Origin of the sequence: Ruoffia sp. FAM 24228 (assembly GCF_045528575.1) — a bacterium.
In the GTDB taxonomy this organism is placed as follows: Bacteria; Bacillota; Bacilli; order Lactobacillales; family Aerococcaceae; genus Ruoffia; species Ruoffia halotolerans.
This window is the reverse complement of sequence record NZ_JBGQQZ010000041.1, coordinates 1-22,677: the sequence shown is the minus strand read 5'-3', so window position 1 is coordinate 22,677 and position 22,677 is coordinate 1. Positions and strand designations below refer to the sequence as shown.

At 34.8% G+C, this 22,677-nt stretch carries 18 protein-coding genes and 2 pseudogenes; 15 read left to right on the top strand and 5 right to left on the bottom strand.

Annotation, left to right across the window (positions count from 1 at the left end; translation table 11 throughout):
- Positions 1–301: 301 nt before the first annotated feature.
- The 5 genes from nagA (at position 302) to ACEN33_RS08130 (ending at position 4,702) form a co-directional block, all read left to right on the top strand.
- Entirely contained in the window at positions 302–1,450 is a 1,149-nt protein-coding gene (gene nagA / locus ACEN33_RS08150) for an N-acetylglucosamine-6-phosphate deacetylase (RefSeq protein WP_138405113.1), read from the top strand.
- Positions 1,451–1,468: 18 nt separating this feature from the next.
- Complete coding sequence (locus ACEN33_RS08145) at positions 1,469–2,386, top strand: aldo/keto reductase family oxidoreductase (RefSeq protein ID WP_407094864.1); 918 nt, start codon at positions 1,469–1,471, stop codon at positions 2,384–2,386.
- Positions 2,387–2,456: 70 nt separating this feature from the next.
- A complete protein-coding gene (locus ACEN33_RS08140; RefSeq protein WP_407089889.1) occupies positions 2,457–2,957 on the top strand; it encodes a PTS glucose transporter subunit IIA in 501 nt (166 codons plus the stop codon).
- A gap of 122 nt (positions 2,958–3,079) precedes the next feature.
- Entirely contained in the window at positions 3,080–3,901 is an 822-nt protein-coding gene (locus ACEN33_RS08135) for a metallophosphoesterase (RefSeq protein ID WP_407089888.1), read from the top strand.
- A gap of 96 nt (positions 3,902–3,997) precedes the next feature.
- Complete coding sequence (locus ACEN33_RS08130; protein ID WP_407089887.1) at positions 3,998–4,702, top strand: FadR/GntR family transcriptional regulator; 705 nt, start codon at positions 3,998–4,000, stop codon at positions 4,700–4,702.
- An 83-nt stretch (positions 4,703–4,785) separates the two neighbouring features.
- Here the strand turns inward: ACEN33_RS08130 and ACEN33_RS08125 are convergent.
- Positions 4,786–4,971 (bottom strand): annotated as a pseudogene (locus ACEN33_RS08125) (IS3 family transposase); the annotation flags it as partial.
- 7 nt (positions 4,972–4,978) lie between these two features.
- Here ACEN33_RS08125 and ACEN33_RS08120 point away from each other — a divergent pair.
- Positions 4,979–6,047 (top strand): annotated as a pseudogene (locus ACEN33_RS08120) (glycoside hydrolase family 3 N-terminal domain-containing protein); the annotation flags it as partial.
- 169 nt (positions 6,048–6,216) lie between these two features.
- Positions 6,217–6,681 (top strand): S-ribosylhomocysteine lyase, encoded by a 465-nt coding sequence (locus ACEN33_RS08115; RefSeq protein ID WP_407089886.1) that lies wholly within the window; start codon positions 6,217–6,219, stop codon positions 6,679–6,681.
- 63 nt (positions 6,682–6,744) lie between these two features.
- Here ACEN33_RS08115 and ACEN33_RS08110 read toward each other — a convergent pair whose 3' ends face one another.
- Together ACEN33_RS08110 and malQ are read right to left on the bottom strand one after the other, a co-directional pair.
- Complete coding sequence (locus ACEN33_RS08110; protein ID WP_407094862.1) at positions 6,745–9,030, bottom strand: glycogen/starch/alpha-glucan phosphorylase; 2,286 nt, start codon at positions 9,028–9,030, stop codon at positions 6,745–6,747.
- Positions 9,031–9,117: 87 nt separating this feature from the next.
- Complete coding sequence (malQ, locus tag ACEN33_RS08105; protein ID WP_407094865.1) at positions 9,118–10,761, bottom strand: 4-alpha-glucanotransferase; 1,644 nt, start codon at positions 10,759–10,761, stop codon at positions 9,118–9,120.
- Between the two features lie 245 nt (positions 10,762–11,006).
- On the opposite strand from malQ, the gene ACEN33_RS08100 reads away from it, so the two are divergent.
- The gene (locus ACEN33_RS08100) at positions 11,007–12,005 is read left to right on the top strand and encodes a LacI family DNA-binding transcriptional regulator (RefSeq protein ID WP_407089883.1); all 999 of its coding nucleotides are present in this window, start codon (positions 11,007–11,009) and stop codon (positions 12,003–12,005) included.
- Positions 12,006–12,076: 71 nt separating this feature from the next.
- Here ACEN33_RS08100 and ACEN33_RS08095 read toward each other — a convergent pair whose 3' ends face one another.
- Positions 12,077–12,922 (bottom strand): DUF368 domain-containing protein, encoded by an 846-nt coding sequence (locus ACEN33_RS08095; protein ID WP_407094861.1) that lies wholly within the window; start codon positions 12,920–12,922, stop codon positions 12,077–12,079.
- A gap of 175 nt (positions 12,923–13,097) precedes the next feature.
- Between ACEN33_RS08095 and ACEN33_RS08090 the strand changes: the two genes are divergently transcribed.
- The 3 genes from ACEN33_RS08090 to ACEN33_RS08080 all read left to right on the top strand — a co-directional run bounded on the left by ACEN33_RS08090 (position 13,098) and on the right by ACEN33_RS08080 (position 14,345).
- A complete protein-coding gene (locus ACEN33_RS08090; protein ID WP_407089880.1) occupies positions 13,098–13,364 on the top strand; it encodes a glutaredoxin in 267 nt (88 codons plus the stop codon).
- Between the two features lie 125 nt (positions 13,365–13,489).
- Complete coding sequence (cdd, locus tag ACEN33_RS08085) at positions 13,490–13,897, top strand: cytidine deaminase (RefSeq protein ID WP_407089879.1); 408 nt, start codon at positions 13,490–13,492, stop codon at positions 13,895–13,897.
- Positions 13,898–13,964: 67 nt separating this feature from the next.
- Positions 13,965–14,345 carry a VOC family protein gene (locus tag ACEN33_RS08080; protein ID WP_407089878.1) on the top strand — a complete coding sequence of 127 codons (381 nt, stop codon included), beginning with the start codon at positions 13,965–13,967 and terminating at the stop codon, positions 14,343–14,345.
- A gap of 67 nt (positions 14,346–14,412) precedes the next feature.
- On the opposite strand, the gene ACEN33_RS08075 is transcribed toward ACEN33_RS08080, so the two are convergent.
- Positions 14,413–15,573, bottom strand: coding sequence for an ABC transporter substrate-binding protein (locus tag ACEN33_RS08075; protein ID WP_407089877.1), 1,161 nt, complete (start codon positions 15,571–15,573; stop codon positions 14,413–14,415).
- Positions 15,574–16,614: 1,041 nt separating this feature from the next.
- On the opposite strand from ACEN33_RS08075, the gene glgB reads away from it, so the two are divergent.
- The 4 genes from glgB to glgA all read left to right on the top strand — a co-directional run bounded on the left by glgB (position 16,615) and on the right by glgA (position 22,324).
- Complete coding sequence (glgB, locus tag ACEN33_RS08070; RefSeq protein WP_407094860.1) at positions 16,615–18,522, top strand: 1,4-alpha-glucan branching protein GlgB; 1,908 nt, start codon at positions 16,615–16,617, stop codon at positions 18,520–18,522.
- Positions 18,523–18,593: 71 nt separating this feature from the next.
- Positions 18,594–19,745 (top strand): glucose-1-phosphate adenylyltransferase, encoded by a 1,152-nt coding sequence (locus tag ACEN33_RS08065; RefSeq protein ID WP_138403977.1) that lies wholly within the window; start codon positions 18,594–18,596, stop codon positions 19,743–19,745.
- The gene (gene glgD, locus ACEN33_RS08060) at positions 19,729–20,877 is read left to right on the top strand and encodes a glucose-1-phosphate adenylyltransferase subunit GlgD (RefSeq protein WP_407089876.1); all 1,149 of its coding nucleotides are present in this window, start codon (positions 19,729–19,731) and stop codon (positions 20,875–20,877) included. The genes ACEN33_RS08065 and glgD overlap by 17 nt, the downstream gene beginning before the upstream one ends.
- A 10-nt stretch (positions 20,878–20,887) precedes the next feature.
- On the top strand, positions 20,888–22,324 hold the full coding sequence (gene glgA, locus ACEN33_RS08055; protein WP_407089875.1) for a glycogen synthase GlgA: 1,437 nt from the start codon (positions 20,888–20,890) through the stop codon (positions 22,322–22,324).
- The last annotated feature ends 353 nt before the right edge of the window (positions 22,325–22,677 follow it).

Sequence of the window (22,677 nt, the reverse complement as noted above, 5' to 3'; positions counted from 1 at the left end):
TTAGATTTCTTTGTGTTAAAATGAGTGTGTGACATGAAGATTCTCTCCTTATACTATGTTGTGGTGACTTAAGTATAACGAATCTTCATGTCTTTTTTTAGTGTTGCGTTTCATCTTACAACACACCAAAAAATAAAAGATTTACACTCGTTGAATGAATGATTGACACAATTACAAGTTGTCACCGATACATTCTTTAACGAGTGTTTTATTATAAATAGATGTAAAATAAAGGCATTTTCAATCGAAAAAATGGTATGATAATCATATAAGTAAATTGAAAAGGGAAGAGTTGAAATACATGACACAATATGTACACGCTAAAAAAATAATTTTAACCGACGAAGTCATTGAAGATGGCTACTTAGCTATAGAAGATGGCAAGTTCAATGGGATAACATTAGAGAAACCAACGGATGGCGACATCTTAGATTATTCTGAAGATACGATTGCACCCGGGCTTGTGGATACACATATCCATGGGTATGTGGGACATGATGTGATGGATAATGATTTCAAAGGGATTAAAGAGATATCAGAAGCACTGCTAGCGTGTGGTGTGACATCATGGCTACCTACGACGTTAACAGCGCCAACAGAGCAGTTAAACGACGTATGCCAAACAATCGGAGACAACTATGAAGATGTGGCAGGCGCAAAGATACGCGGTATTTTTCTAGAAGGACCATTCTTTACTGAAAAGTATAAAGGCGCTCAAAACTTAGCTTATATGAGTGATCCATCGATTGAAAAGTTAAAACATTGGAATGACTTATCGAAAGACTTAGTTAAGAAGATTGCGATTGCACCGGAACGTGATGGAGTAAAAGAATTTATCAAGTTCGCAAACACAATTGGCGTAAAAACAGCTTTAGCTCACAGTGATGCTAGTTATGAAGAAGCGAAAGAAGCCGTGGACGCTGGAGCAAATATATTTGTTCATACTTACAATGCCATGAGTGGACTTCATCATCGTAATCCTGGAATGGTTGGGGCAGCACTAGGCTTAGATAATGTCTTCGCAGAATTAATTAGTGATGGGCATCATGTTCACCCAGGAGCAGCTCAAGTCGTAGTTAAAGCTCGCGGACCTAAAGAAACGGTCCTTGTAACAGATTGTATGCGTGCAGGAGGCTTAGGTGACGGTGAATCAATGTTAGGGGAACTTGAAGTCGTAGTAAAAGACGGACAAGCTCGCCTGAAAGATGGTGGGAATCTAGCTGGATCGATTCTTCGCTTAAATGAAAGTGTACGGAATATGTTTGAATGGGGCATTGTGTCTCAAGCAGATGCTTTAAGAATGGCATCTTACTCCCCAGCTAAGTCAGTCGATATCGATGATGTATGCGGCCAAATTAAAGCAGGTTTAGATGCTGACTTTATAATTGTAGGAGAAGACCTAGAATTAAAAGCAACATTTTTAAATGGAGAACTAAAATATAAGCAATAAATATAAAGGTGGATTGTAATGGAAAAGATTAAGATAGGATCTTCACAACTGTCAGCCAGTCAATTAGGCTTAGGGTGTATGAGAATGGCAGATGAATCAAAAGAGAAAGCTGTTGAAATCATTAATACGGCCTTTGAACAAGGAATTACACTCTTTGATCATGCAGATATTTATGGAAAAGGTCAATCGGAAATACTGTTCGCCCAAGCGCTTAAAGATTCAGAAGTTAGACGAGAAGACATTATACTACAATCTAAAGTAGGTATTCGTGATGGCTACTTTGATTTCTCAAAAGAACATATTTTGAAGGCGACAGACGGTATCTTAGAAAGATTGGATACAGATTACTTAGATATTCTATTACTTCATAGACCCGATACCTTAATGGAGCCAGAAGAAGTGGCAGAAGCATTTGATGTATTATATATGAGTGGTAAAGTGAGATATTTTGGTGTTTCAAACCAAAATCCTGGGCAAATCAAGTTATTACAAAAACACTTGAATCGTCCACTTGTTGCCAATCAATTACAATTTGGACCCGCTCATACACCCATGATTGATGCAGGATTTAATGTGAATATGACGAATGACTTGTCAGTTAATCATGATGGAAGCATTCTTGAGTATTGCCGTTTAAATGATATTACGATTCAACCGTGGTCGCCGTTTCAAGTTTCATTGAGTGAAGGATTATTTATTAATCATCCTGATTATCAAGAAATGACTAAGGTGATGAGAAATTTAGCTGAACACTATAACGTTTCACTAGAAGCGATTGTGATTGCCTGGATTAATCGTCATCCAGCTAAAATGCAGACGATTGCTGGGTCGATGTCACCTAAACGTATTAAAGATATGAGTGAGGCTTTTTCAATTAATTTGACTAAGCAAGAATGGTATGACGTTTATAAAAGTGGCGGGAGAAAATTACCCTAAGTGATATTATTTTGTAATAGAGCGCTTTAATCGTATAATTAAAGTGAATAACAATAGGAGGTAAAGATCTATGTTTAATTTTTTTAAGAAGAAAGATAAAAAAGAAGTAGTAAAAGAAGTTAATGTCTATGCAATGTGTGACGGGGAATTTGTCAATATTGAAGATGTTCAAGATGAGGTTTTTGCTCAAAAGATGATGGGAGAAGGCTTTGCGATTAGACCTACAAATGGGACAATTAACTCACCTGTTGATGGTCAAGTTGATAATATCTTCCCAACAAAACATGCCGTGAGCTTCACTGTCGGTGAATTAGAAATCTTATTACATATGGGAATCGATACTGTATCACTGGAAGGTAAGCCATTTACAATTCTCGTAAATGAAAATACGCAAGTATCAAAAGGTGATAATATTGCCGATGTTAACCTAACTGAGCTTGAAGAGAACGAAAAAGATAAAGATATGATTATAGTATTTACAAACGGTGCAGAAGTTATTGATAAAATCGATGTTAAAGCAAGCGGAACAGTGTCAAAAGGTGATTTAGTAGCCACTATTAAATTAAAATAATAGATAATTAATTAGGAAACGGTTCTTAATTTGTTATATACTGTGCTTTAAGAGCATATTTATAACAAACAAGGACCGTTTTTATATTTCACAGGATTATAAATAAAAGGAGGCGAATGAATATGCGAATAGGCTTTATTTCAGATTTACATGTAGACAACTTTACATATGAAGTTCAAGACTATGTTGACGTATTGACAGAAGAAATAAAAAATAATGAATTAGAGATGTTTGTTATTGGTGGCGACATTGCGAATAGTTATAAGGTCACGACGCATTTTGTCGAAGCCTTACAGGAACAAGCGAATACTCTGGTGTACTTTATTCCAGGCAATCACGATTTGTGGGACCGAGAAACGGATAGAGAAGATATTAACACAATGGCTATCTACCAAAGATACAAAGAACATCCTCAATGTCTCATTGAATCTCCTAGAATGTTGACCAAACGTGTTGGCTTGGTCGGTCATACAACTTGGTATAATTATGTGAAATATAATAAAGAAAAATTTAGTTTAGACAAAATAAAAAAAGGACGCTATAAAGGAGTAACCTGGCAGGATAAAAAATATATCCAATGGCCGAAAGAAGATCCTGAAATGTCCAAATATTTTGCAGAGATTTTAGAAAAAGACATTCAAAAATTGGAAGCTGAGAGCTATATCTTAGTCACTCATATGGTTACTATTCCAGAATTTACGATGCCTTTACCTCACAGAGTCTTTGATTTCTTTAATGCTTATATTGCGACAGATGATATAAATCTCATATATGAAAAATATCCTATAGAGAAAAGTATTATGGGACATGTTCATTTTAGAGGGGAAGTTGAAAGAGAAGGAACGTTATACATCACGAATTCATTAGGTTATGTCAAAGAATGGCGCTCAAAGGACATGCGTAAAGAAATTCAAAATGCACTGACCATATACGATATAAAATGATAAAAAACACGATGAAAACACACTGAAAGCATTTGCAAAAATGTGAAAAAAGTGTAATATAAGATTGAAATCATCAGATGATATGGAGGAAGGGTAATGGAAGGGACTGCTAAGTCTTTAATTGAACAAACAAGTGAGTCTATCTTAAACTATATAATTACGAATAATTTAACCACAGGAGATAAGCTTCCAAACGAATATAAGTTAGCAGAAGAAGTGAATGTCGGGCGAAGTACATTAAGAGAAGCTGTTCGTACGCTTGTGTCACGTAATATTCTTGAAGTAAGACAAGGTTCAGGAACTTATATCAGTGAGAATACAGGAATTGTTGATGATCCACTTGGCTTTAGCTTCGTTAAGGATACACTTAAACTAACAGAAGACTTATTTGAGATTAGATATCTTTTAGAACCACGTGTTGCTGCTCTAGCTGCAACAAATGCAACAGACGAGCAAATTGAAGAATTAGACAAAATACGTTTGGAAATCGAAGAAAAAATTGGAGCATTTAGTGATGAGCATATTGAGAAGGATATTGAATTTCACAAGTTAGTTTCTGAAATGAGTGGCAACGTAGCTATGTCAAACTTAGTTTCGATAATTAATCAATCGATTTCTCGTTATTATGATTACTACACAAGTAACCGAATCAAAGACGAAACGATTGTATCGCATAGAGAGATTATGGATGCAATTAAAAGTAGGGATCCGATTTTAGCGGAAGATGTGATGCGAATTCATATTGTAACGAACCGCAGAAGTTTATCACAAAATAAGAAAAACAACTTGAAAAAAGAATAAAAAGTAGACAAACTTGAAAAACACCACTGAATGTAGTGACCCTTAAAAATGGACTTTAATCGAATATTTTTCTAAGTGGCTTGTCACCTATTCAATATAGGTGACAAGCCACTTAGTTTTGTATTAATACATTCGTGATTGTACCAGTAAATATATGATCTGATTCGTGCTTCTAACTCCCCGATACTTTCAATTGTTTCACCGCAGTACATTTCTTACTTCAATAAACCAAAAAAGTTTTCCACCGGTGCATTATCTAGACTGTTCCCTCCTGAACATATTCACTTACCAGAATAAGAAAAAGCATTACACCCAGAACGTGGCGAAGATGATTTCTTACCAGCGTCATTAAACAAAACTTTATTAGACGAATTATTACGTGGTAAAGTTGGATTTAACGGTATTATCGTAACAGATGCTTCACACATGGTAGCGATGGCTGCTTCATTACCTCGTCGTGAAATGTTACCAACAGCGATTGAAGCTGGATGTGACTTATTCTTATTCTTCAATGATCCAGACGAAGACTTCCAATGGATGAAAGAAGGACTAGAAAACGGTCTATTAACTGAAGAACGTTTACACGATGCAATTCGTCGTACTTTAGGTCTTAAAGCTAAAATTGGTTTACATAATACTCCACGTGAAGAAATTATGTTACCGAAAGAAGAAGCTCTATCAAGAATCGCAACAGAAGCTAACACAGAAGTTGTTCGTGAAGTTGCAGATAAAGCAATCACTTTAGTTAAAGATAAACAAAAAGATTTATTCCCAGTAACACCAGAACGTTACAAACGTATCTTATTAGTACCAGTATCAGGTATTAAAGGTGGATTCGGTGCTATGATCGCTGGTAATAAACCAAAAGCACATGACCACTTGAAAGCATTATTAGAAGAACGTGGACATGAAGTATCAGTTTGGGAATCAACTGAAGATAAAATCATGAAGTTACCTGAAGAAGAACGTGGAGCAGCTATTGCGAACGTTTATGCTCAAAAACAATCCATTTTAACTTAACTGAAAATTATGATTTAATCATTAACGTAGGGATGTTAACAGTGCTTGTACTATCCAACGTACTATTTGGCCAACATCTAAAAGTACTCCAGATAGTCCATTCTATGTTCGCGAATTTCCAACTATTTATGTTTCAGTTCAAAATCCATTCGATTTAGCTGACTTTCCACAGGTAGGTACATACATTAATACTTAAGATGGTATGTTAGTAACAATGGAAGAACTAGTTATGAAATTAGCTGGCGAATCTGAATTCCAAGGCGCAAGCTCAGTAGATCCATTCTGTGGTTTATGGGATACAAAACTTTGGAGAGATAGAAAATAATATAACTAAATCATTCAAAATCTCCTAATCCAGCAAGTATCTCCCCCGGTGCTTGCTGGGTTTTTTTGTCTGAAATATTTCTTAAATGACCTTTTATTCAATTATATGTTAAGATATGGTATGAAAGAAAATAAGAATTCGTCTATATAAAACAAGGAGGACAATGATAATGGCTAAAGTAGAAAGTTTTTCGTTAGATCATAACAAAGTAAAAGCACCTTATGTAAGATTAGCGGGTAAAGAAGAGCATGAAAAGGGAGCAGTAATTGAGAAGTATGATTTAAGATTTCTGCAACCTAACAAAGATGCTTTACCAACCAGTGCTGTTCATACATTAGAGCACTTCTTAGCAATTCATATGCGTGATGAAATCGAAGGTCTTATTGATATCTCGCCAATGGGTTGCCGTACTGGTTTCTACATGGTTGCTTGGAATGATCACAGTCCAGAAGAAATTGCAGAAGCATTAAAGAAAGTCTTAAATATAATTATTGAAGCAGATGTGATTGAAGCAACTACAGCAATCGAATGTGGAAATTATAAAGACCACTCTTTATTTTCAGCAAAAGAATATGCAAAACAAGTATTGAATGACGGAATTAGCATCGAGCCATTTGAACGTAAAGTTATTTAATTGAACAAAAAAAGGGCAATTCCAAACGGAATTGCCCTTTTGCTCATATAACAAAACATTATATTAATTTACGTTTTTAACTTTTTGTTCTAAATGCCAGATGTCACGGTTGTATTCATTAATTGTTCTATCTGAAGAGAAGAATCCTGCTTTAGCAATGTTAATTAATGCTTTACGAGTCCATGTATCGTGGTCTTCGTAATCTTCATAAACTTTCTCTTTGATTTCAATGAATTCTTCAAGGTCAATTAAAGCCATGAAGTAATCTTTGTTAATCATGTCATAATGTAAGCGAGATAAGCGACCTTCGTTACCTAATTCAAGCATCTTAGGATCCATTAAGAAATCAACTAACGGTTTAATTGTTTCTCGTTCATAGTATGAACGAGCGTTGTAACCATTTGTAGCATATAAATCTACAATTTCTTCACTTCGTTTACCGAAGATATAGATGTTTTCCTCACCAACTAAATCAGCAATCTCAACGTTAGCACCATCTAAAGTACATAGTGTTAAGGCACCATTCAGCATGAATTTCATGTTACCTGTTCCACTTGCTTCTTTAGATGCGAGCGAAATTTGTTCTGAAATGTCTGTAGCCGGAATTAAATACTGTGCATGAGTTACGTTATAGTTTTCTACCATAACTACTTGGAAATGCTCATTGACATCATCATCATTGGCGATAATTTCAGATACAGTTAAGATAGCGTGAATAATATCTCTTGCGATTGTATAAGCTGCTGCAGCTTTACCACCAAAGATAATTGTAATTGGTGTTTTTGGAATGTTACCATTCTTAATGTCATTGTATTTATGAATGATATAAAGTAATAACATTTGTTGACGTTTGTATTCATGAATACGTTTGATATGAACATCAATAATTGAATGTTCGTTTATCGTAACATTTTGCATAGTTTCTAATCGGTGACTTAGACGTTGTTTATTATTAAACTTGATTGCACGCAATTTAGTAAGGACATTTTCATCATCTTTAAAGTCTAATAATGGTTCTAGATTCGCTGAAGTTCTCCACTCATCTGAAATAAGGTCATCAATGAAGTCAGCAAGTTCTTTATTTGCGTCCATAATCCAACGACGGAACGTAATACCGTTTGTTTTGTTAATAAATTTATTCGGATAAATATCAAAGAATGCTTTTAATTCTGAATTTTTTAAGATTTCAGTATGTAATGCAGCCACTCCATTGATACTGTAACCATAATGAATAGCCATATGTGCCATATGTACACGGTCGTGTTCATCAATAATTGATACGGCGTGATTATTAGGGAATTCATCTTTTTTACGATTATCTAATTCACGGATAATGTTCGCAATTTCTGGCATAACTTGTTCTAATTCATCTATTGGCCATTTTTCTAAAGCTTCAGCTAAGATTGTATGGTTAGTGAATGCTGTCATTGTTTGAGTGATTTGAATGGCTTCATCAAAATCAATACCACGTTGTGTTAATAGACGAATCATTTCTGGAATAACGAAAGCAGGGTGAGTATCGTTAATTTGAATGACTGCATATTCTGCTAAATCGTGTAAATTACTTCCACGAGCAACAGCTTCATCAAGAATCAACTGCGCACCGTTCGATACCATATAGTATTGTTGGAAAATTCTTAATAATTCTCCTTCACGGTCTGAATCATCAGGGTATAGGAATAATGTTAAGTTTTCTTCGATATTAGTCTTATCAAAGTGAATCGTTCCTTCTTCGATAATATCACTTGTTACTGAATCTAAGTCGAACAGTCGTAATCGATTTCGAGTATCGCTATTATAACCTAAGACATCGATATCATATAAAGTTGATTTTAGAGTAAAGTTATTAAATGGCACTTCATATGATTTTTCGTTTTTGATTAACCATGATTCTTCCGTAATCCATGGATCAGGGAGTTGAGTTTGTTGGTTATCTTTAAAGACTTGTTTAAATAAACCAAAATGATAATTCAGTCCAACACCATCACCATTAATACCTAAAGTTGTAATTGAATCGACAAAACAAGCTGCTAAACGACCTAATCCACCATTACCTAATGAAGGTTCTAATTCTGCTTGCTCAATGTCCATGATGTTTTTACCATTGGCGATTAACTCATTGTTTACTTCATCGTAAATACCTAAGTTTAAAAGGTTATTTGATAATAATTTACCAATTAAGAACTCCGCACTAAAGTAGTATAATTTCTTCTTTTTGTCATCATTTGTAGGTAATTCACGTGATTTGTCACGAACAAGATCTAGTAAGACCTTATACATCTCTTGATCCGAACACTCACGAATCGGCTTATCAAAGTTATCTAAAACATAATTTTCTAAAATACTCATTTTGAACTCCTTTATGGGTTGATTTATTTTAAGTAACGTACTACATTTATATTACTGATTATAAAAGTAAATAGACACTAATAACTCTTATATATCTGTTTCCACATCATCTAATTCTGGTGCTGGGTGATACTCACCTTTAGTGTCTGATGCTTCCAACTCAACGTATTCATCCGTATTTTCTTCATTTTGCTCAGGGTTATATTGTTGAGGTGCACGGAAGTACTCGACAGTGAGTTTAGTTAATGACTCTTTAAGAGGTTCATCAATCGCACCGTCTAACATACGCCATTGCCAGTTATGCCCAATGGTTGATGGTTCATTCATTCGGGCACTATTATCTAAATCGAGTAAGTCTTGCATTGTGTAAATGGCGAAATCACTCACAGAAGAAGCGATTCCACGGTTTAATGCCTCAGAGATTTTTTCTCCAGAGCGTCTGTTTAAGTAAGAATCTAACTGGTCTCTCATTGCTTGGTTCGTAGTATCTTCATACCATCCACGAGCAGTCATATTATCATGCGTTCCCACATAGGCTGCAGTATTCGGAATGTAGTTATGAGGTAGTTCGATACTATCCTCGAAACCATTAAAACCAAATTGTAAAATCTTCATACCAGGATAACCAGTCTTATCACGCATATCAATAACTTCTTGAGTCATGAAACCTAAGTCTTCAGCAATAATATTTAGTTCACCAAGGGCATCAGTAATATGTTTGAATAAGTCATAGCCAGGACCTTTTGTCCATTGACCCGCTGCCGATGATTTTGATCCGTAAGGAACTTCCCAGAAAGATTCAAACCCACGGAAATGGTCAATACGAACAACATCGTATAGATTAAAGCTTTCTTTTAATCTCCAAATCCACCGGTCATAGCCATTTTCCTTCATATATTCCCAATCATAAATTGGATTCCCCCAGAATTGCCCGTCATCTGAAAAGCTATCTGGCGGTGTTCCAGCAACATGCGTTGGTTCTACTTTGTTCTTCATCTTGAAGTATTGAGGTGTTGCCCACATTTCTACACTATCTCTAGATACGTAGATAGGGATGTCCCCAACAATTTGAATGTGATTATCATTCGCATATTTCTTTAATTGATTATATTGTTTAAAGAATAAATATTGAGTCACTTTATGATAATTAATTTGATCACTGAGTGTCTCACGATATTCCTTCATTGTTTCAGGTTCTCGATTAATACTCGCTTCGTCCCAGTTATACCAAGGTTCTTCATTGAAACTTTCTTTAATACTCATAAATTCACTAAAATCAATGAGCCAATCCTTATTTGCTTCTTCAAAGCGGTAGTAATCGTCAAAGTCACCCAGTTCAATAAACCGTTTCACGGCTTTTTCTAAGATAGGGCGTTTAACTTTGTAAATTAAACTATAATCCACTTTTTCGGGATCATCTCCAAAGTTGACCGATTCATAATCATTTTTCTCTAATAAACCATCTTCTTCCAAAAGAGTATAGTCTATAAAATACGTATTACCCGCAAAAGCTGAAAAGGACTGATAAGGCGAGTCACCGTAACTGGTTGTTGTTAACGGAAGAATTTGCCAATGAGTTTGTTTCGTCTCTTTTAGAAAATCAACAAAATCATAAGCAGATTGTCCAAATGTTCCAATGCCAAAAGGGCCTGGCAATGATGATATGTGCATTAATACACCACTTGTACGTGTCAAATTGTATAACCTCCTACTAAAATAATTTTCTTGTATCCTTTCCGTTATGCAAAAGCTTTCGCTAAGATAACTGAAAACTCTTACATAACGAAAAGGAGATGTAATAATTAATACAATTCCATTATAAGAGAGAAACAAATAAAAAACAAACGTTTTCGTAATGAAAGCGATTAAAATATTTTATTACAGACTGTGATTGCTTTAAGGACAATGTTTTAGTATAATTAAAAAAACGCAATCGTTTGCGTAAAAGGGACGAATTATCAGATTGAGGTGTAAAAATGTCAGTAACAATAAAAGATGTTGCTAGAGTAGCAGGAGTTTCTCCCTCTACTGTTTCTAGGGTTATATCAAATAGCCCATCAATCAGTGAAAAGACAAAGACAAAAGTTAGAACAATTATGGATGAATTAAAGTATTATCCAAATATGAACGCAAGAAGTCTTGTTAATAGTACCTCACGTATTATTGGCTTAGTATTGCCAGATAATACAGATACATTCTATCAAAATCCATTCTTTCCAACTGTATTACGTGGTATGAATGAAGTGGCGAATGAAGAAAAGTATACATTACTTTTAAGTTCAGGAAATACGGAAGATGAGAGACTTGATCGAATTAAGACTATGGTATTTGGTAAACAAGTCGATGGATTGATTTTTCTTTATTCAAAAATAAATGATAAAATTATTCACTTCTTAAAAGAAATTAATTTTCCATTTGTTGTTATTGGAACGCCAACAATTAAGGCGGTGAACTCAGTGGATAATGACAATGAAGGCATGTCATATGAAATAACTTCTCAAATTATTAAGCAAGGCAGGAAAAAGATTGCTTTTGTTGGGGGAGAGAAGTCGTTAAACTTTATCGAATTAAGATATGAAGGGTATCGTAAAGCGCTTGAAGAGCATGGAATAGAAGTGGATCAGTCGCTTGTATTCAATGAGTTTCAATTCCTATCAAACGTAGGATATCAGTTAGTTGAAAAATTATTAGAATTGCCCGAATTAGATGGGGTGGTTATAGCTGACCAGCTGGTTGCTCGGGGGATTCGTTCTGGCTGGGAAACAGCTGGAAAAGAGCCTATTCCAATGGCAACTTTTAAAGCATATGAGTCTTATAAATCTTGTGAAAAGTACGAGTTATTCGTGGATATTAATGCTCAAAAATTAGGGAATAGCGCACTGTCGATGCTTTTAGACATAATTACATTTAAGCATGCAGAGAATAATACACAAAGATATATCCAAGAAATTGTCGAAGCAGAACTAGTCTTATAATCAGCTGTACCAAAAAGCTCCTCATTTAACCCAATATCAGGATTAAATGAGGAGCTTTATTAAATATTAGTTTACTTATAACGATTTTCAAGTTGTGACATCCACCAGCCTAAAAGAGCACCCAGAGTGAATAATACAAAACACATCAAGAATTCTAAAAAGCTAAAGCCAGCGTATTTTGAACCAAGAGGTACAATCATTATAGTTGATGCCAACACAATTCCAACGATAAAGTGGAAGAATTCACTATAATTTGTACTGAAAATCTTCTCGATTACTCTAGCAAGTAATAAAATAGTGATTAAACCACCAATTCCGATTGGAATAATGATAACCAAATCAAAAGTTTTAAATCCGTCTGCCATTGCTTGATATAAATCCATATATAGAATAAAGTTTGATGGGCTCATTCCGGGGATTAAGATTCCCAATGCAATTAAAGCACCACAGACCATCCAAGCAATAAAACTTGGTTGAACCGCACCATTGAATAGCTGATTCCCAAAACCAAGTAGAATAATACCGAAAACAAAAGCGATGATCATAATTATATAATCTTTTCTATCACGCCCTTCTTTTCCAGCTTCAGCCCAAAGAGCCGGAGCGGTTCCAACAATAGCACCAATAAAGAACCAAGTAATAATGACTTCGAAAGAACCAAGTAAATAACTAATTCCCCAAGAAAGAATGGCAATACCTACCAACGCCCCAATACCAACCGGTAAAAAGAAGCGAACATTTTCTTTAAAGTTTTTAGTAATATTAGCTAAAAAATTAATGATTCTTTCATAGATACCGAAGATTGCTGCGAGTGCACCCCCGCTAACACCAGGGACAATAAAGCCTGATCCAACAAACATACCTTTTACGAAACGAAGCAACCAACTTTGGTTATCGTTTTTTTCATTTATTTCCATTGTTACCTCCATTAATATGACAATAAATATTAAATAGAATTCAAGTTTTTTCTATCGAATTTTATCACTCATTGTCCAATTATACTTAAAAGTTGAATGATGAGCAAATCAAAATAGTTGAAATTATGAGGAATGTAACGTATAAATAAATTAGGTAAAAAATAGGAGTGAAAAAATGGAAAACAATATTTTATATTATAGTGATGTATGTCCAGACACCAAATCGTTTCTAAATGAGTTGAACCGTTTAGAGGTTCGTTTCAAAAGTGTGAATATCACTGAATCGATTTCTAACCTAAAAGAATTCTTGGCAGTTCGTGATAATGAAGCTGTCTTTAATGATAAAAAAGAAACAAATCAAGTAGGTATCCCAGTTTTAGTAACAGAAGATAAAGATTACCTTTTTGATGGGGACCAATTAAGAAATAAATTTGAAAATTAGTCATATATAAAGTTTTTTAAGTGAGGCGTAACATCCTCACTTAAAAGACTTTTTTTTACAAAAAAATAATTATTTTAGCTGATTATAAGCTATAATATAGTTACAAATAAAAGGATGGTGTTAGTATGAAGCAAGAAAAGATAGATAAATTAGTCGAAGAAGCAATAAATATTAAGCCTAATTCGTACTCCCCTTATTCAAATTTTAGAGTCGGTGCAGCCATCGAAATGAATGATGGAGAATTATTTACCGGGGTAAATATTGAAAACGTTTCCTTTGGTGCAACTAATTGCGCAGAACGTAGCGCAATTTTCACAGCAATCAGTCAAGGCTATCAACCTAAAACAATTAAAGCGATTGCGGTTTCAGGCGATACAGATGAATTTCTACCACCTTGCAGTATTTGTCGTCAAGTGATGGTCGAATTTTGTGAACCTGAGACACCAGTATACTTAACGCGTAAAGATGGTAAAGTCTTAGAAACTAGTGTGGAAGGTTTAGTACCATTTGCATTCTCAACGATGGATATGTAAGGTCAATAATTTGTTTGTCATTCGTTTGTCTGATATATTTAATTTATTATAAATGAGGAGTGAGGGAATGGCACAAACATTACTACATGCTTGTATTCGTGTACAAGATTTAAAAGCATCAAAAGAATTCTATATGGGTGTATTTGATTTTGAAGTGAGTCGCGAGAAAGATTTTCCGGAAGATAAATTTACTTTATCATACTTAACGGTTCCTGGAAGTGATTTTGAATTAGAGCTTACTTACAATTACGATTCAGAAACTTATACAATCGGTAATGGATTCAGTCATTTAGCTTTAGGTGTTGATAACTTAGAAGAAACTTTCGAAAAAGCAAAAGCATCTGGCTATGAAATGACCGAAATGAAATCTTTATCAGATAATTCAACTACATACTTCTTTATTACAGATCCAGATGGATACCGTTTAGAAGTAATGTCTAACAAATAACAAGACACCAAAAAACCGCTACAAGCTTGAATTCAAGCTTGTAGCGGTTTTTTGGGTACTTCTATTTTTAGTCAAAGACCACTTCATGAACTGCAGTTTCTTCAGCATTTTGAATTTCAATCATATTTACAACATTTTTTGTCGGGTTATGGTTTTCATCAAAGATAAAGTCGCCGGTAATTCCAGAGAATTCTTCAAGATTTTCAAGCGCTTCATTGACTGCAACTGGGTCATCACTACCTGCTTGTTCAATGGCACTCTTAAGCATATAAATTGTGTCGTAAGCTAGAGCAGCAAACATATCTGGATCTGAGTCAAATTGATCACGGTATTTTTCAACAAATTCGTCTTCATCTTGAATAGGGTAAAGTGAAGCGTAGTAAACGTTATTCATATTCTCAGCGCCAGCCAATTCATAAATAATATCATTACCGAATCCATTAGAACCTAATATTGGAGCATCGATACCAAACTCGCGAGCTTGTTTAACAATTGGACCAGCAGTTTGATAAAAGGCTAGTATAGTAATTGCATCAAAATCTTGAGCAGCAATGTTTGAGATAATCGCACTAAAGTCATTCATCTCCGGTGTGAAAGTTTCAGTATGGACAATCTCTCCTTCATAACCTTCAACAAAATTATCATATAGCCCAGAACCATAATCACTTGAGTTATCATATAGAACGACCATCTTTTCTGCTTCCATATTTTCGTATCCAAATTTAGCAATCCCAGAACCCTGGAATGAATTTGGCCATGATGAACGGTATACGAAGGGCTGAACATTTCCATCGTCATCAAAGGTAATATCATTATTAGTCACTGATGGAGAAATTAATGGGATTTGATATTCATTTGCTGCTGGGATTGCTGCTTGCATTTGACTTGTTGTCGCAGGACCAATCATTGCAACAACATCATCTTGGGTTGCTAAACGAGTCGCAATCATGGCAGCTTCTGTATCATCTGATTTAGTGTCGTACTCAACGATATTAAAAGGACGACCCATCACTCCGCCATCTTCATTAATTTCTTCAACCGCCATCTTAATCGCGTTGGATTGTGTAATTCCGTATGCTGCTACGGCACCGGATAATTCATAAATAACACCTAGATTAATTGGATCTTCGTCCTGGGCAAAAGCTGTAAAGGTAGGTGTGAATGCACTAGTAGCAATGGTAGCAGTAGCAATAATTTTTGTAAGTTTTTTTCTAATTGAATTGAACATTTAAGTTCCTCCTAGTTTAATTTGGTAAATTGTGTATTTTAAAGTCATATATAAGTCCGATAAATCTGATAAGTCTGATAAGCTATCCACGTTTACCACCTCATTTATTTAGTAATAGTCAACAAAAAAAACGAGCCTGAGTTATTCAGGCTCGTCATGTGACATGAGCCCGTATTCACGAAGAATAGGACTCTAATCATTAATGATTAAAATCCTAAGGCATGTCTAATAATAAAGCTATATTTTGGATAGCAAAGCATCGCTGAATGTTAGATTGAATATTTGGGTTAGATTTTTGCATAATACTTTGCCTCCTTTTTGTTGATAAAGTAAGTGTATAATAATTAAAATTAAAAATCAACACTTATTTTAATCTTAATCTAATAAACCTGGCACATCACCGCCAAAGAATGGTAGATATAGTTTCCTATCTTCATAAAGGGAAAATTAATTAATTAAAAAAGTATTTATGAAACAGATTTCATCGCTGAATTAAAATCTTTTATGAAAACTTTAACTATATAAATTAAATAAAACTCAAGATAAAATTAAATTAATGAGTACAAATAAAAAAAAGAAATTGATTTAATCATAATCTAATTAAATTCGTTAAAAAAGTAATTGCTAAAAAATGATAATGCTATATAATAGTATTATGCGATGAGTCGAAAAGCGATCAGGTAGATTGCAAGGTGATATACTACTGACTAACATCAACGTCGGGAAGACGAGTATAGCAAGCTCTCTGCTGTGAACAGAGACTTCGATTAATTATATTAATTTCGCCGTTCGAATAAAACCACGAAGAATTAATTCTTCGTGGTTTTTTTGTGCCATAAACGAATTTAATTGTTAAGAAAATGTAAATTTTCATTTTTTGATTAAATAAAAATGAGATATAGGTTATAATGAAAATATGAACATTGTTAAATATATTTTATTACAAAATATTGTTACGGGAGTTAACAGAATGATACAGAAAAAAGCGCTTTCATGTTATAATAAAACTATAGTACTAGATGCTAATAAGGAGGGGATTAAATGAATAGTGAACTTGCCAAAGCTTCGAATTTTGAAAAGGATATTTATTTTTTCAATCAAGGAACCCATAGACAAGCCTATAAATTTTTAGGAAGTCAGCGGGTTGAAGACGGCAATAAGATTGGTTACCGATTTAATGTTTGGGCACCATACGCGAAACAAGTATTTATTCAAGGTGACTTTACAAATTGGAATTTGAAGGAATTAGAATATATTGATGGCGGCATTTGGTCAATATACTTTAATGAAGATTTAAAGGGGCAACATTATAAATATGGTATTGATAACGGTGTCGGACATATTGAATATAAGATGGATCCCTTTGCCTACCGACACGAGACGGCACCGAAAGATGCGTCAATTGTTTGGGATTTACCCGACTATGAGTGGAATGACTCAAGTTGGATTAAAAAACAGCGTGAGAAGAACATACTAGAAGAACCTTTACAAATTTATGAGGTGCATTTTAGTTCTTGGCGTCAACATACAGATGGAAGAAGTTATAGTTTCCAAGAACTTGCTGAAACATTAGTACCTTATGTGAAGAAGATGGGTTACACGCATATCGAGTTTATGCCATTAATGGATCACCCCTTAGACGCCTCTTGGGGTTATCAAATCACTGGATTTTATGCAGTGTGTGGACGATATGGAACGATTGATGAATTAAAAGAATTCGTCGATTACGCTCATCAAAACGGCATCGGCGTTCTTATAGATTGGGTTCCAGGACATTATTCACGAAATTCAAATGGGTTAGCATATTTTGATGGTACACCAACGTTTGAATACCAAGATTTGAATAAAGCGAATAATGTTGGCTGGGGAACACTTAATTTTGACTTAGGGAGAACTCAAGTTCAAAGCTTCTTAATGTCCAACGCATTATTCTGGTTAAAAGAGTTTCACATAGATGGCATTCGAGTGGATGCCGTATCTAATATGCTTTACTTAGATTTTGATGAAGGGCCGTGGACTCCAAATGAAGAAGGAACGAACATTAAGCTTGAAGGTATTGATTTCTTACAGAAATTAAACACCGTTGTTCATGAAGAATGGCCCCAAGCAATCATGATGGCTGAGGAAAGTACTAATTGGAACGGCATCACAAAGAGTGTCGAGGAAGGTGGCCTTGGTTTTGACTTCAAATGGAACATGGGTTGGATGAATGATACGTTGAAATTCTTTGAGATGGATCCACTCTATCGGCCAAAAAATTTAACATTGATTACCTTTGTTTTCATGTATCAGTTAAATGAAAACTATATCCTACCATACTCACATGATGAAGTCGTACATGGTAAGAATTCTATGTTAGGTAAAATTCAAGGAGACCGCTACAATCAATTCGCAACATTGAGACTAATTCATGGTTATATGATGGCTCAACCTGGTAAAGTACTGCATTTCATGGGGAATGAAATTGGTCAATATTTAGAGTGGCGATACTATAACGAATTAGAATGGATTGATTTGGAAAGAGAATACAATAGTGAATATCAACACTACATGAGTACTTTAAACCATTTAGGTCTTAAAGAAAAATCACTGCATGAATTGGATCATTCCGTAGATGGGTTGACGGTATTAGATGCAGATAATTATGACGAAGGTGTTTTAACCTTTATTAGACATAGTAAAAAAACAAATGATTTTTTAATAATTATTTGTAACTTCGTTCCTGTACAAAGAGAAGATGTTCGCATTGGCGTTCCATTCGAGGGTACTTATGAAGTTTTATTAAATTCAGAAATGAAAGAATTCGGTGGTGCGTGGGTTGACCCGATAGCAGATTTAAAAACCGAAGCAATCGACACAAATGACCAACCGTTTTCGATTAAGACGATTATTCCTGCTACTTCAGTCCTTTACATCCGTCCCAAACGTATTTCAGGCGTAAAGAAATAGGAAAGGAGATAGAATATTGGTTAACATAGTTAAACCGTCTCGCCAACGATCAACAATATTCTAACTGTAAAATGAAACATGAAATGATAGCAATGATTTTAGCTGGTGGACAAGGAACTCGATTAGGAGTCCTGACGAAGAATATCGCTAAACCAGCCGTACCTTTTGGTGGAAAGTATCGAATTATTGATTTTGCTTTAAGTAATTGTGCTAACTCTGGAGTTAAAAACGTTGGGGTTGTTACGCAATACCAACCATTAGAGTTAAATGAACATATTGGAAAAGGTGCTTCTTGGGGCTTAAATAGTCGTGATGGTGGAGCAACCATACTACAACCTTACTCAAGTACAGATGGCGAAAAGTGGTTTAAAGGAACTGCGAACGCTATTTATCAAAACATAAGTTATATAGACTCTTTAAATCCTGACAACGTCTTAATTTTATCAGGAGACCATATTTACAAGATGGATTACAGTGAAATGTATAATTTCCACGTTGAGAATAATGCAAGTTTAACAGTTGGGGTTATCCCAGTTGATATGAGCGAAGCATCACGTTTCGGAATTATGAATACAGATCACAGTAACCGCATTATTGAATTCGAAGAAAAACCAGCAGAGCCAAAGAGCAACTTAGCTTCAATGGGAATTTATATCTTTGACTGGCCAACACTTCGTAGATATTTAGTGAAAGATTCAGCTAAAGACCGTGTATTAGAAGACTTTGGTCATGATGTTATCCCAACATATTTAGATAACGCTGAGAACTGTTTTGCTTATTCATTCGAAGGTTACTGGAAAGATGTAGGAACGATTGAAAGTCTATGGGAAGCGAATATGGGATATTTAAACCCTGATCATCCATTAAATGAAACGCGAAATTCTTGGAGAGTCTACACATCAAATAAAGTAACGGGTGCTCAGTTCTTAACTGAAGATGCAGAAATTTCGAATGTTTTAATTGTAGACGGAAGTTATGTAGCTGGTAAAGTGTCAGATTCAATTATTTCACAAGACGTAACCGTTTCTCATGGTACTACAGTATCAAATTCAGTCATTATGTCTGACGCTGTCATTGGAGAAAACTGTGAGATAGATTACGCAATCATTGGTGAAGGTGCAGTGATCGCAGACGGAGCGAAAGTTGTCGGAACAAGAGATGAAATTGCTGTAGTTGGATTTTATGATAAGGTAGGAGGCCCAAAGAATGATGGCGAAAAATAATATTTGTGCAATTATAAATTTAACAGAAGATACAACTCAACTAAAACCCTTAACAAACAATCGTCCTATCGCTGGATTACCATTCGCAGGACGTTACCGTATTATTGACTTTATGCTTTCAGACTTAGCGTATGCTAAGATTGAATCTGTCGGATTATTCATTGGTGAATCTGGTCGTTCTATTTATGACCACGTTCGTTCAGGAGCTGCTTGGGATTTACAATCTGAAGTCAGTGGAGGTATATTTACTTTCTCACACCAAGATTGGAAGAAAAACCATCCAAAATCTCATGAACATGAAGATTTTTATTATAACCACCGCTTATTTTTAGAGAGATCAAATGCAGATTATGTCTTTGTTGCCGGAAGTAAAATTATTGCTAACGTTGATATTCTTGCAGTTAGACAACAACATATCCAAAACGATAAAGGTGTAACTGTTGTTTACAAACACTTCGATGAGAACCAAGTTTCAGACGATGAAATGTTAGCACATGGTATTGTCTTTAATGGCGATGAGATTGAGAAATTCACAAACTATGTTGTACCAAGTCAAACAGGGAAAGTAAATCTTGGTTTAAATATGTACTTCTTAAGTGTTGATAAGATGCTAAGTATCTTAGATCAAGCCACTGAAGACGAAGTTTATCTAGAACTTAATGAATTATTACAACATTATGCGACAGCTTGTTCATTAAACGGATTTGAATATACTGGTTATGCTTCAAATATTGATACAATTGATAAATACTACAAAGCGAATATGGATTTATTAAGTTTCCCAACTTTTTCTTCATTATTCCAAACGAGCATTCCAATTTTAACAAAATCAAAACACGGATCACCCACTTACTATGCTCCTGAATCAAAAGTAAGTGAGTCATTTGTTGGGAGTGATACATTTATTTCAGGAACAGTTAAACGTTCAGTTTTAAACCGTCGTGTGGTTGTAGAAAAAGATGCTACTGTACTTAATAGTATCCTTTTACAGGGAACAAAAGTCGGTGAAGGTGCTCAAATTGACTATGCAATCATCGATAAGAATACGGTTGTGGAACCAGGTGCTAAAATTATTGGAGCACCCGATGATATAAAAGTTATTGGTAAAAATTCACACGTATTAGCAGACTAGGAGGGTAAAAATGAAGGTTTTATTTGCTTCAGCTGAATCAGCACCATTCTTTAAGTCTGGAGGACTAGGGGATGTTGCTTCGGCATTACCTAAGGAATTAGTTAAACAAGGCGTTGATATTCGAGTTGTATTACCGAATTACACAAAGATGCCAGAAAAATACAAAAGCCAATTAGAGGAGCATTCTCATTTCCGTTTTCAATTAGGAAACAAAAACGTATACTGTGGAATCAAAACATTGAAACATGATAATGTCATGTACTACTTTATAGATAATTTAAGTTATTTTGATCGACCCGATTTATACGGTGAGTGGGATGATGGCGAGCGCTTTGCTTACTTCTCAACTGCTATTATAGAAATGATGGAAGTAGTAGACTTCATTCCAGATATTATTCACTGTAATGATTGGCAAACAGCAATGATACCAGCCATGTTAGTGGATAGATATCATTGGAAGAATGCCTTGAAGTCAATTCGTAAAGTGATTACGATTCATAATATTCGCTTCCAAGGAATTTATGATCCAAATATATTAACGAATGTCTTTGGGACAAGTTATAACACTTTTACGGATGACGGCGTTAAATATAATGAATTAGTTAACTATCTAAAAGGTGGAATTAATTTCTCTGATCGTGTAACAACCGTCAGCCCAACTTACGCGAATGAAATTACGACACCTGAATTTGGTGAAGGTTTAGACGCTGTGATTCGTCATAATCGTTGGAAATTACGTGGGATTATTAATGGTATTGACTATGATTCAAACAATCCAGAAACTGATCCACTTATTCCACATCATTTTTCAATTGAAGATATGTCAGGGAAAACTAAGAATAAACTTGAACTTCAACGACGTTTAGGTTTACCAGAGAATCCTGATGTACCAATCATTGGAATGGTAAGTCGTTTAACAGATCAAAAAGGCTTCCAGTTAATCGAAGAAAAATTGAATGACTTACTTCAACAAGATGTTCAAGTCGTCTTACTCGGTACGGGTGAAGAGCAATTTGAAAACTCGTTTAGATATTTTGAAGAAGTTTACCGCGATAAGATGCGTTCTTGCATTATGTTTGATGTCGAGCTAGCTCAAATGATTTATGCGAGTTCGGATATGTTCTTAATGCCAAGTGCGTTTGAACCTTGTGGTTTATCACAGATGATGGCCATGAGATATGGGACTTTACCAATCGTTCACGAAACTGGTGGCCTTGTAGATACTGTTCAGGCATATAATCAATTCACTGGTGAAGGGACTGGGTTCAGCTTCTCGCCATTTAATGCTCAAACGATGATGGATGTAATTAATTTAGCCCTACATATCTACCGCAATGATCAAGAAACTTGGAACCAGCTAGTAGAGCAAGCAATGAAGAGTGACTTTAGTTGGAAAGGCCCAGCTCAAGACTATATTAATTTATACGAAGAGTTACTCAATGAATAATTAATTAATAAAACTACTGGATAGCTTATGTGTATCCAGTAGTTTTTTGTTTTGCATTAATTGCTCAGGCAATATCAATAGATATCAAATATCTTAAAAGACGTTTACCTATTAAAGATAGCGAATATTTCATTTATTTTTCACACTTATTGCTTATAATGTCCTTAAGTTAAATTAGTGTAAACTGACTTGTCATGCTGGAATTTATCTATATAATAAGTAAGGCGAGAGTGTAAAATATCTTGTGTAAATAGAAAAAAGGAAGCCCCTTCTGTAGAATAGAGTTACCACACTACATTCACAGAAAAGAGGACTTCCCTATGAACAATCTTACTACAGATATCTTACAGACT

Coding starts and splice junctions, on each gene's coding strand:
- nagA (WP_138405113.1), top strand. CDS start 302: ATGACACAATATGTACACGCTAAAAAAATAATTTTAACCGACGAAGTC.
- ACEN33_RS08145 (WP_407094864.1), top strand. CDS start 1,469: ATGGAAAAGATTAAGATAGGATCTTCACAACTGTCAGCCAGTCAATTA.
- ACEN33_RS08140 (WP_407089889.1), top strand. CDS start 2,457: ATGTTTAATTTTTTTAAGAAGAAAGATAAAAAAGAAGTAGTAAAAGAA.
- ACEN33_RS08135 (WP_407089888.1), top strand. CDS start 3,080: ATGCGAATAGGCTTTATTTCAGATTTACATGTAGACAACTTTACATAT.
- ACEN33_RS08130 (WP_407089887.1), top strand. CDS start 3,998: ATGGAAGGGACTGCTAAGTCTTTAATTGAACAAACAAGTGAGTCTATC.
- ACEN33_RS08115 (WP_407089886.1), top strand. CDS start 6,217: ATGGCTAAAGTAGAAAGTTTTTCGTTAGATCATAACAAAGTAAAAGCA.
- ACEN33_RS08110 (WP_407094862.1), bottom strand. CDS start 9,030: ATGAGTATTTTAGAAAATTATGTTTTAGATAACTTTGATAAGCCGATT.
- ACEN33_RS08100 (WP_407089883.1), top strand. CDS start 11,007: ATGTCAGTAACAATAAAAGATGTTGCTAGAGTAGCAGGAGTTTCTCCC.
- ACEN33_RS08095 (WP_407094861.1), bottom strand. CDS start 12,922: ATGGAAATAAATGAAAAAAACGATAACCAAAGTTGGTTGCTTCGTTTC.
- ACEN33_RS08090 (WP_407089880.1), top strand. CDS start 13,098: ATGGAAAACAATATTTTATATTATAGTGATGTATGTCCAGACACCAAA.
- cdd (WP_407089879.1), top strand. CDS start 13,490: ATGAAGCAAGAAAAGATAGATAAATTAGTCGAAGAAGCAATAAATATT.
- ACEN33_RS08080 (WP_407089878.1), top strand. CDS start 13,965: ATGGCACAAACATTACTACATGCTTGTATTCGTGTACAAGATTTAAAA.
- ACEN33_RS08075 (WP_407089877.1), bottom strand. CDS start 15,573: ATGTTCAATTCAATTAGAAAAAAACTTACAAAAATTATTGCTACTGCT.
- glgB (WP_407094860.1), top strand. CDS start 16,615: ATGAATAGTGAACTTGCCAAAGCTTCGAATTTTGAAAAGGATATTTAT.
- ACEN33_RS08065 (WP_138403977.1), top strand. CDS start 18,594: ATGAAACATGAAATGATAGCAATGATTTTAGCTGGTGGACAAGGAACT.
- glgD (WP_407089876.1), top strand. CDS start 19,729: ATGATGGCGAAAAATAATATTTGTGCAATTATAAATTTAACAGAAGAT.
- glgA (WP_407089875.1), top strand. CDS start 20,888: ATGAAGGTTTTATTTGCTTCAGCTGAATCAGCACCATTCTTTAAGTCT.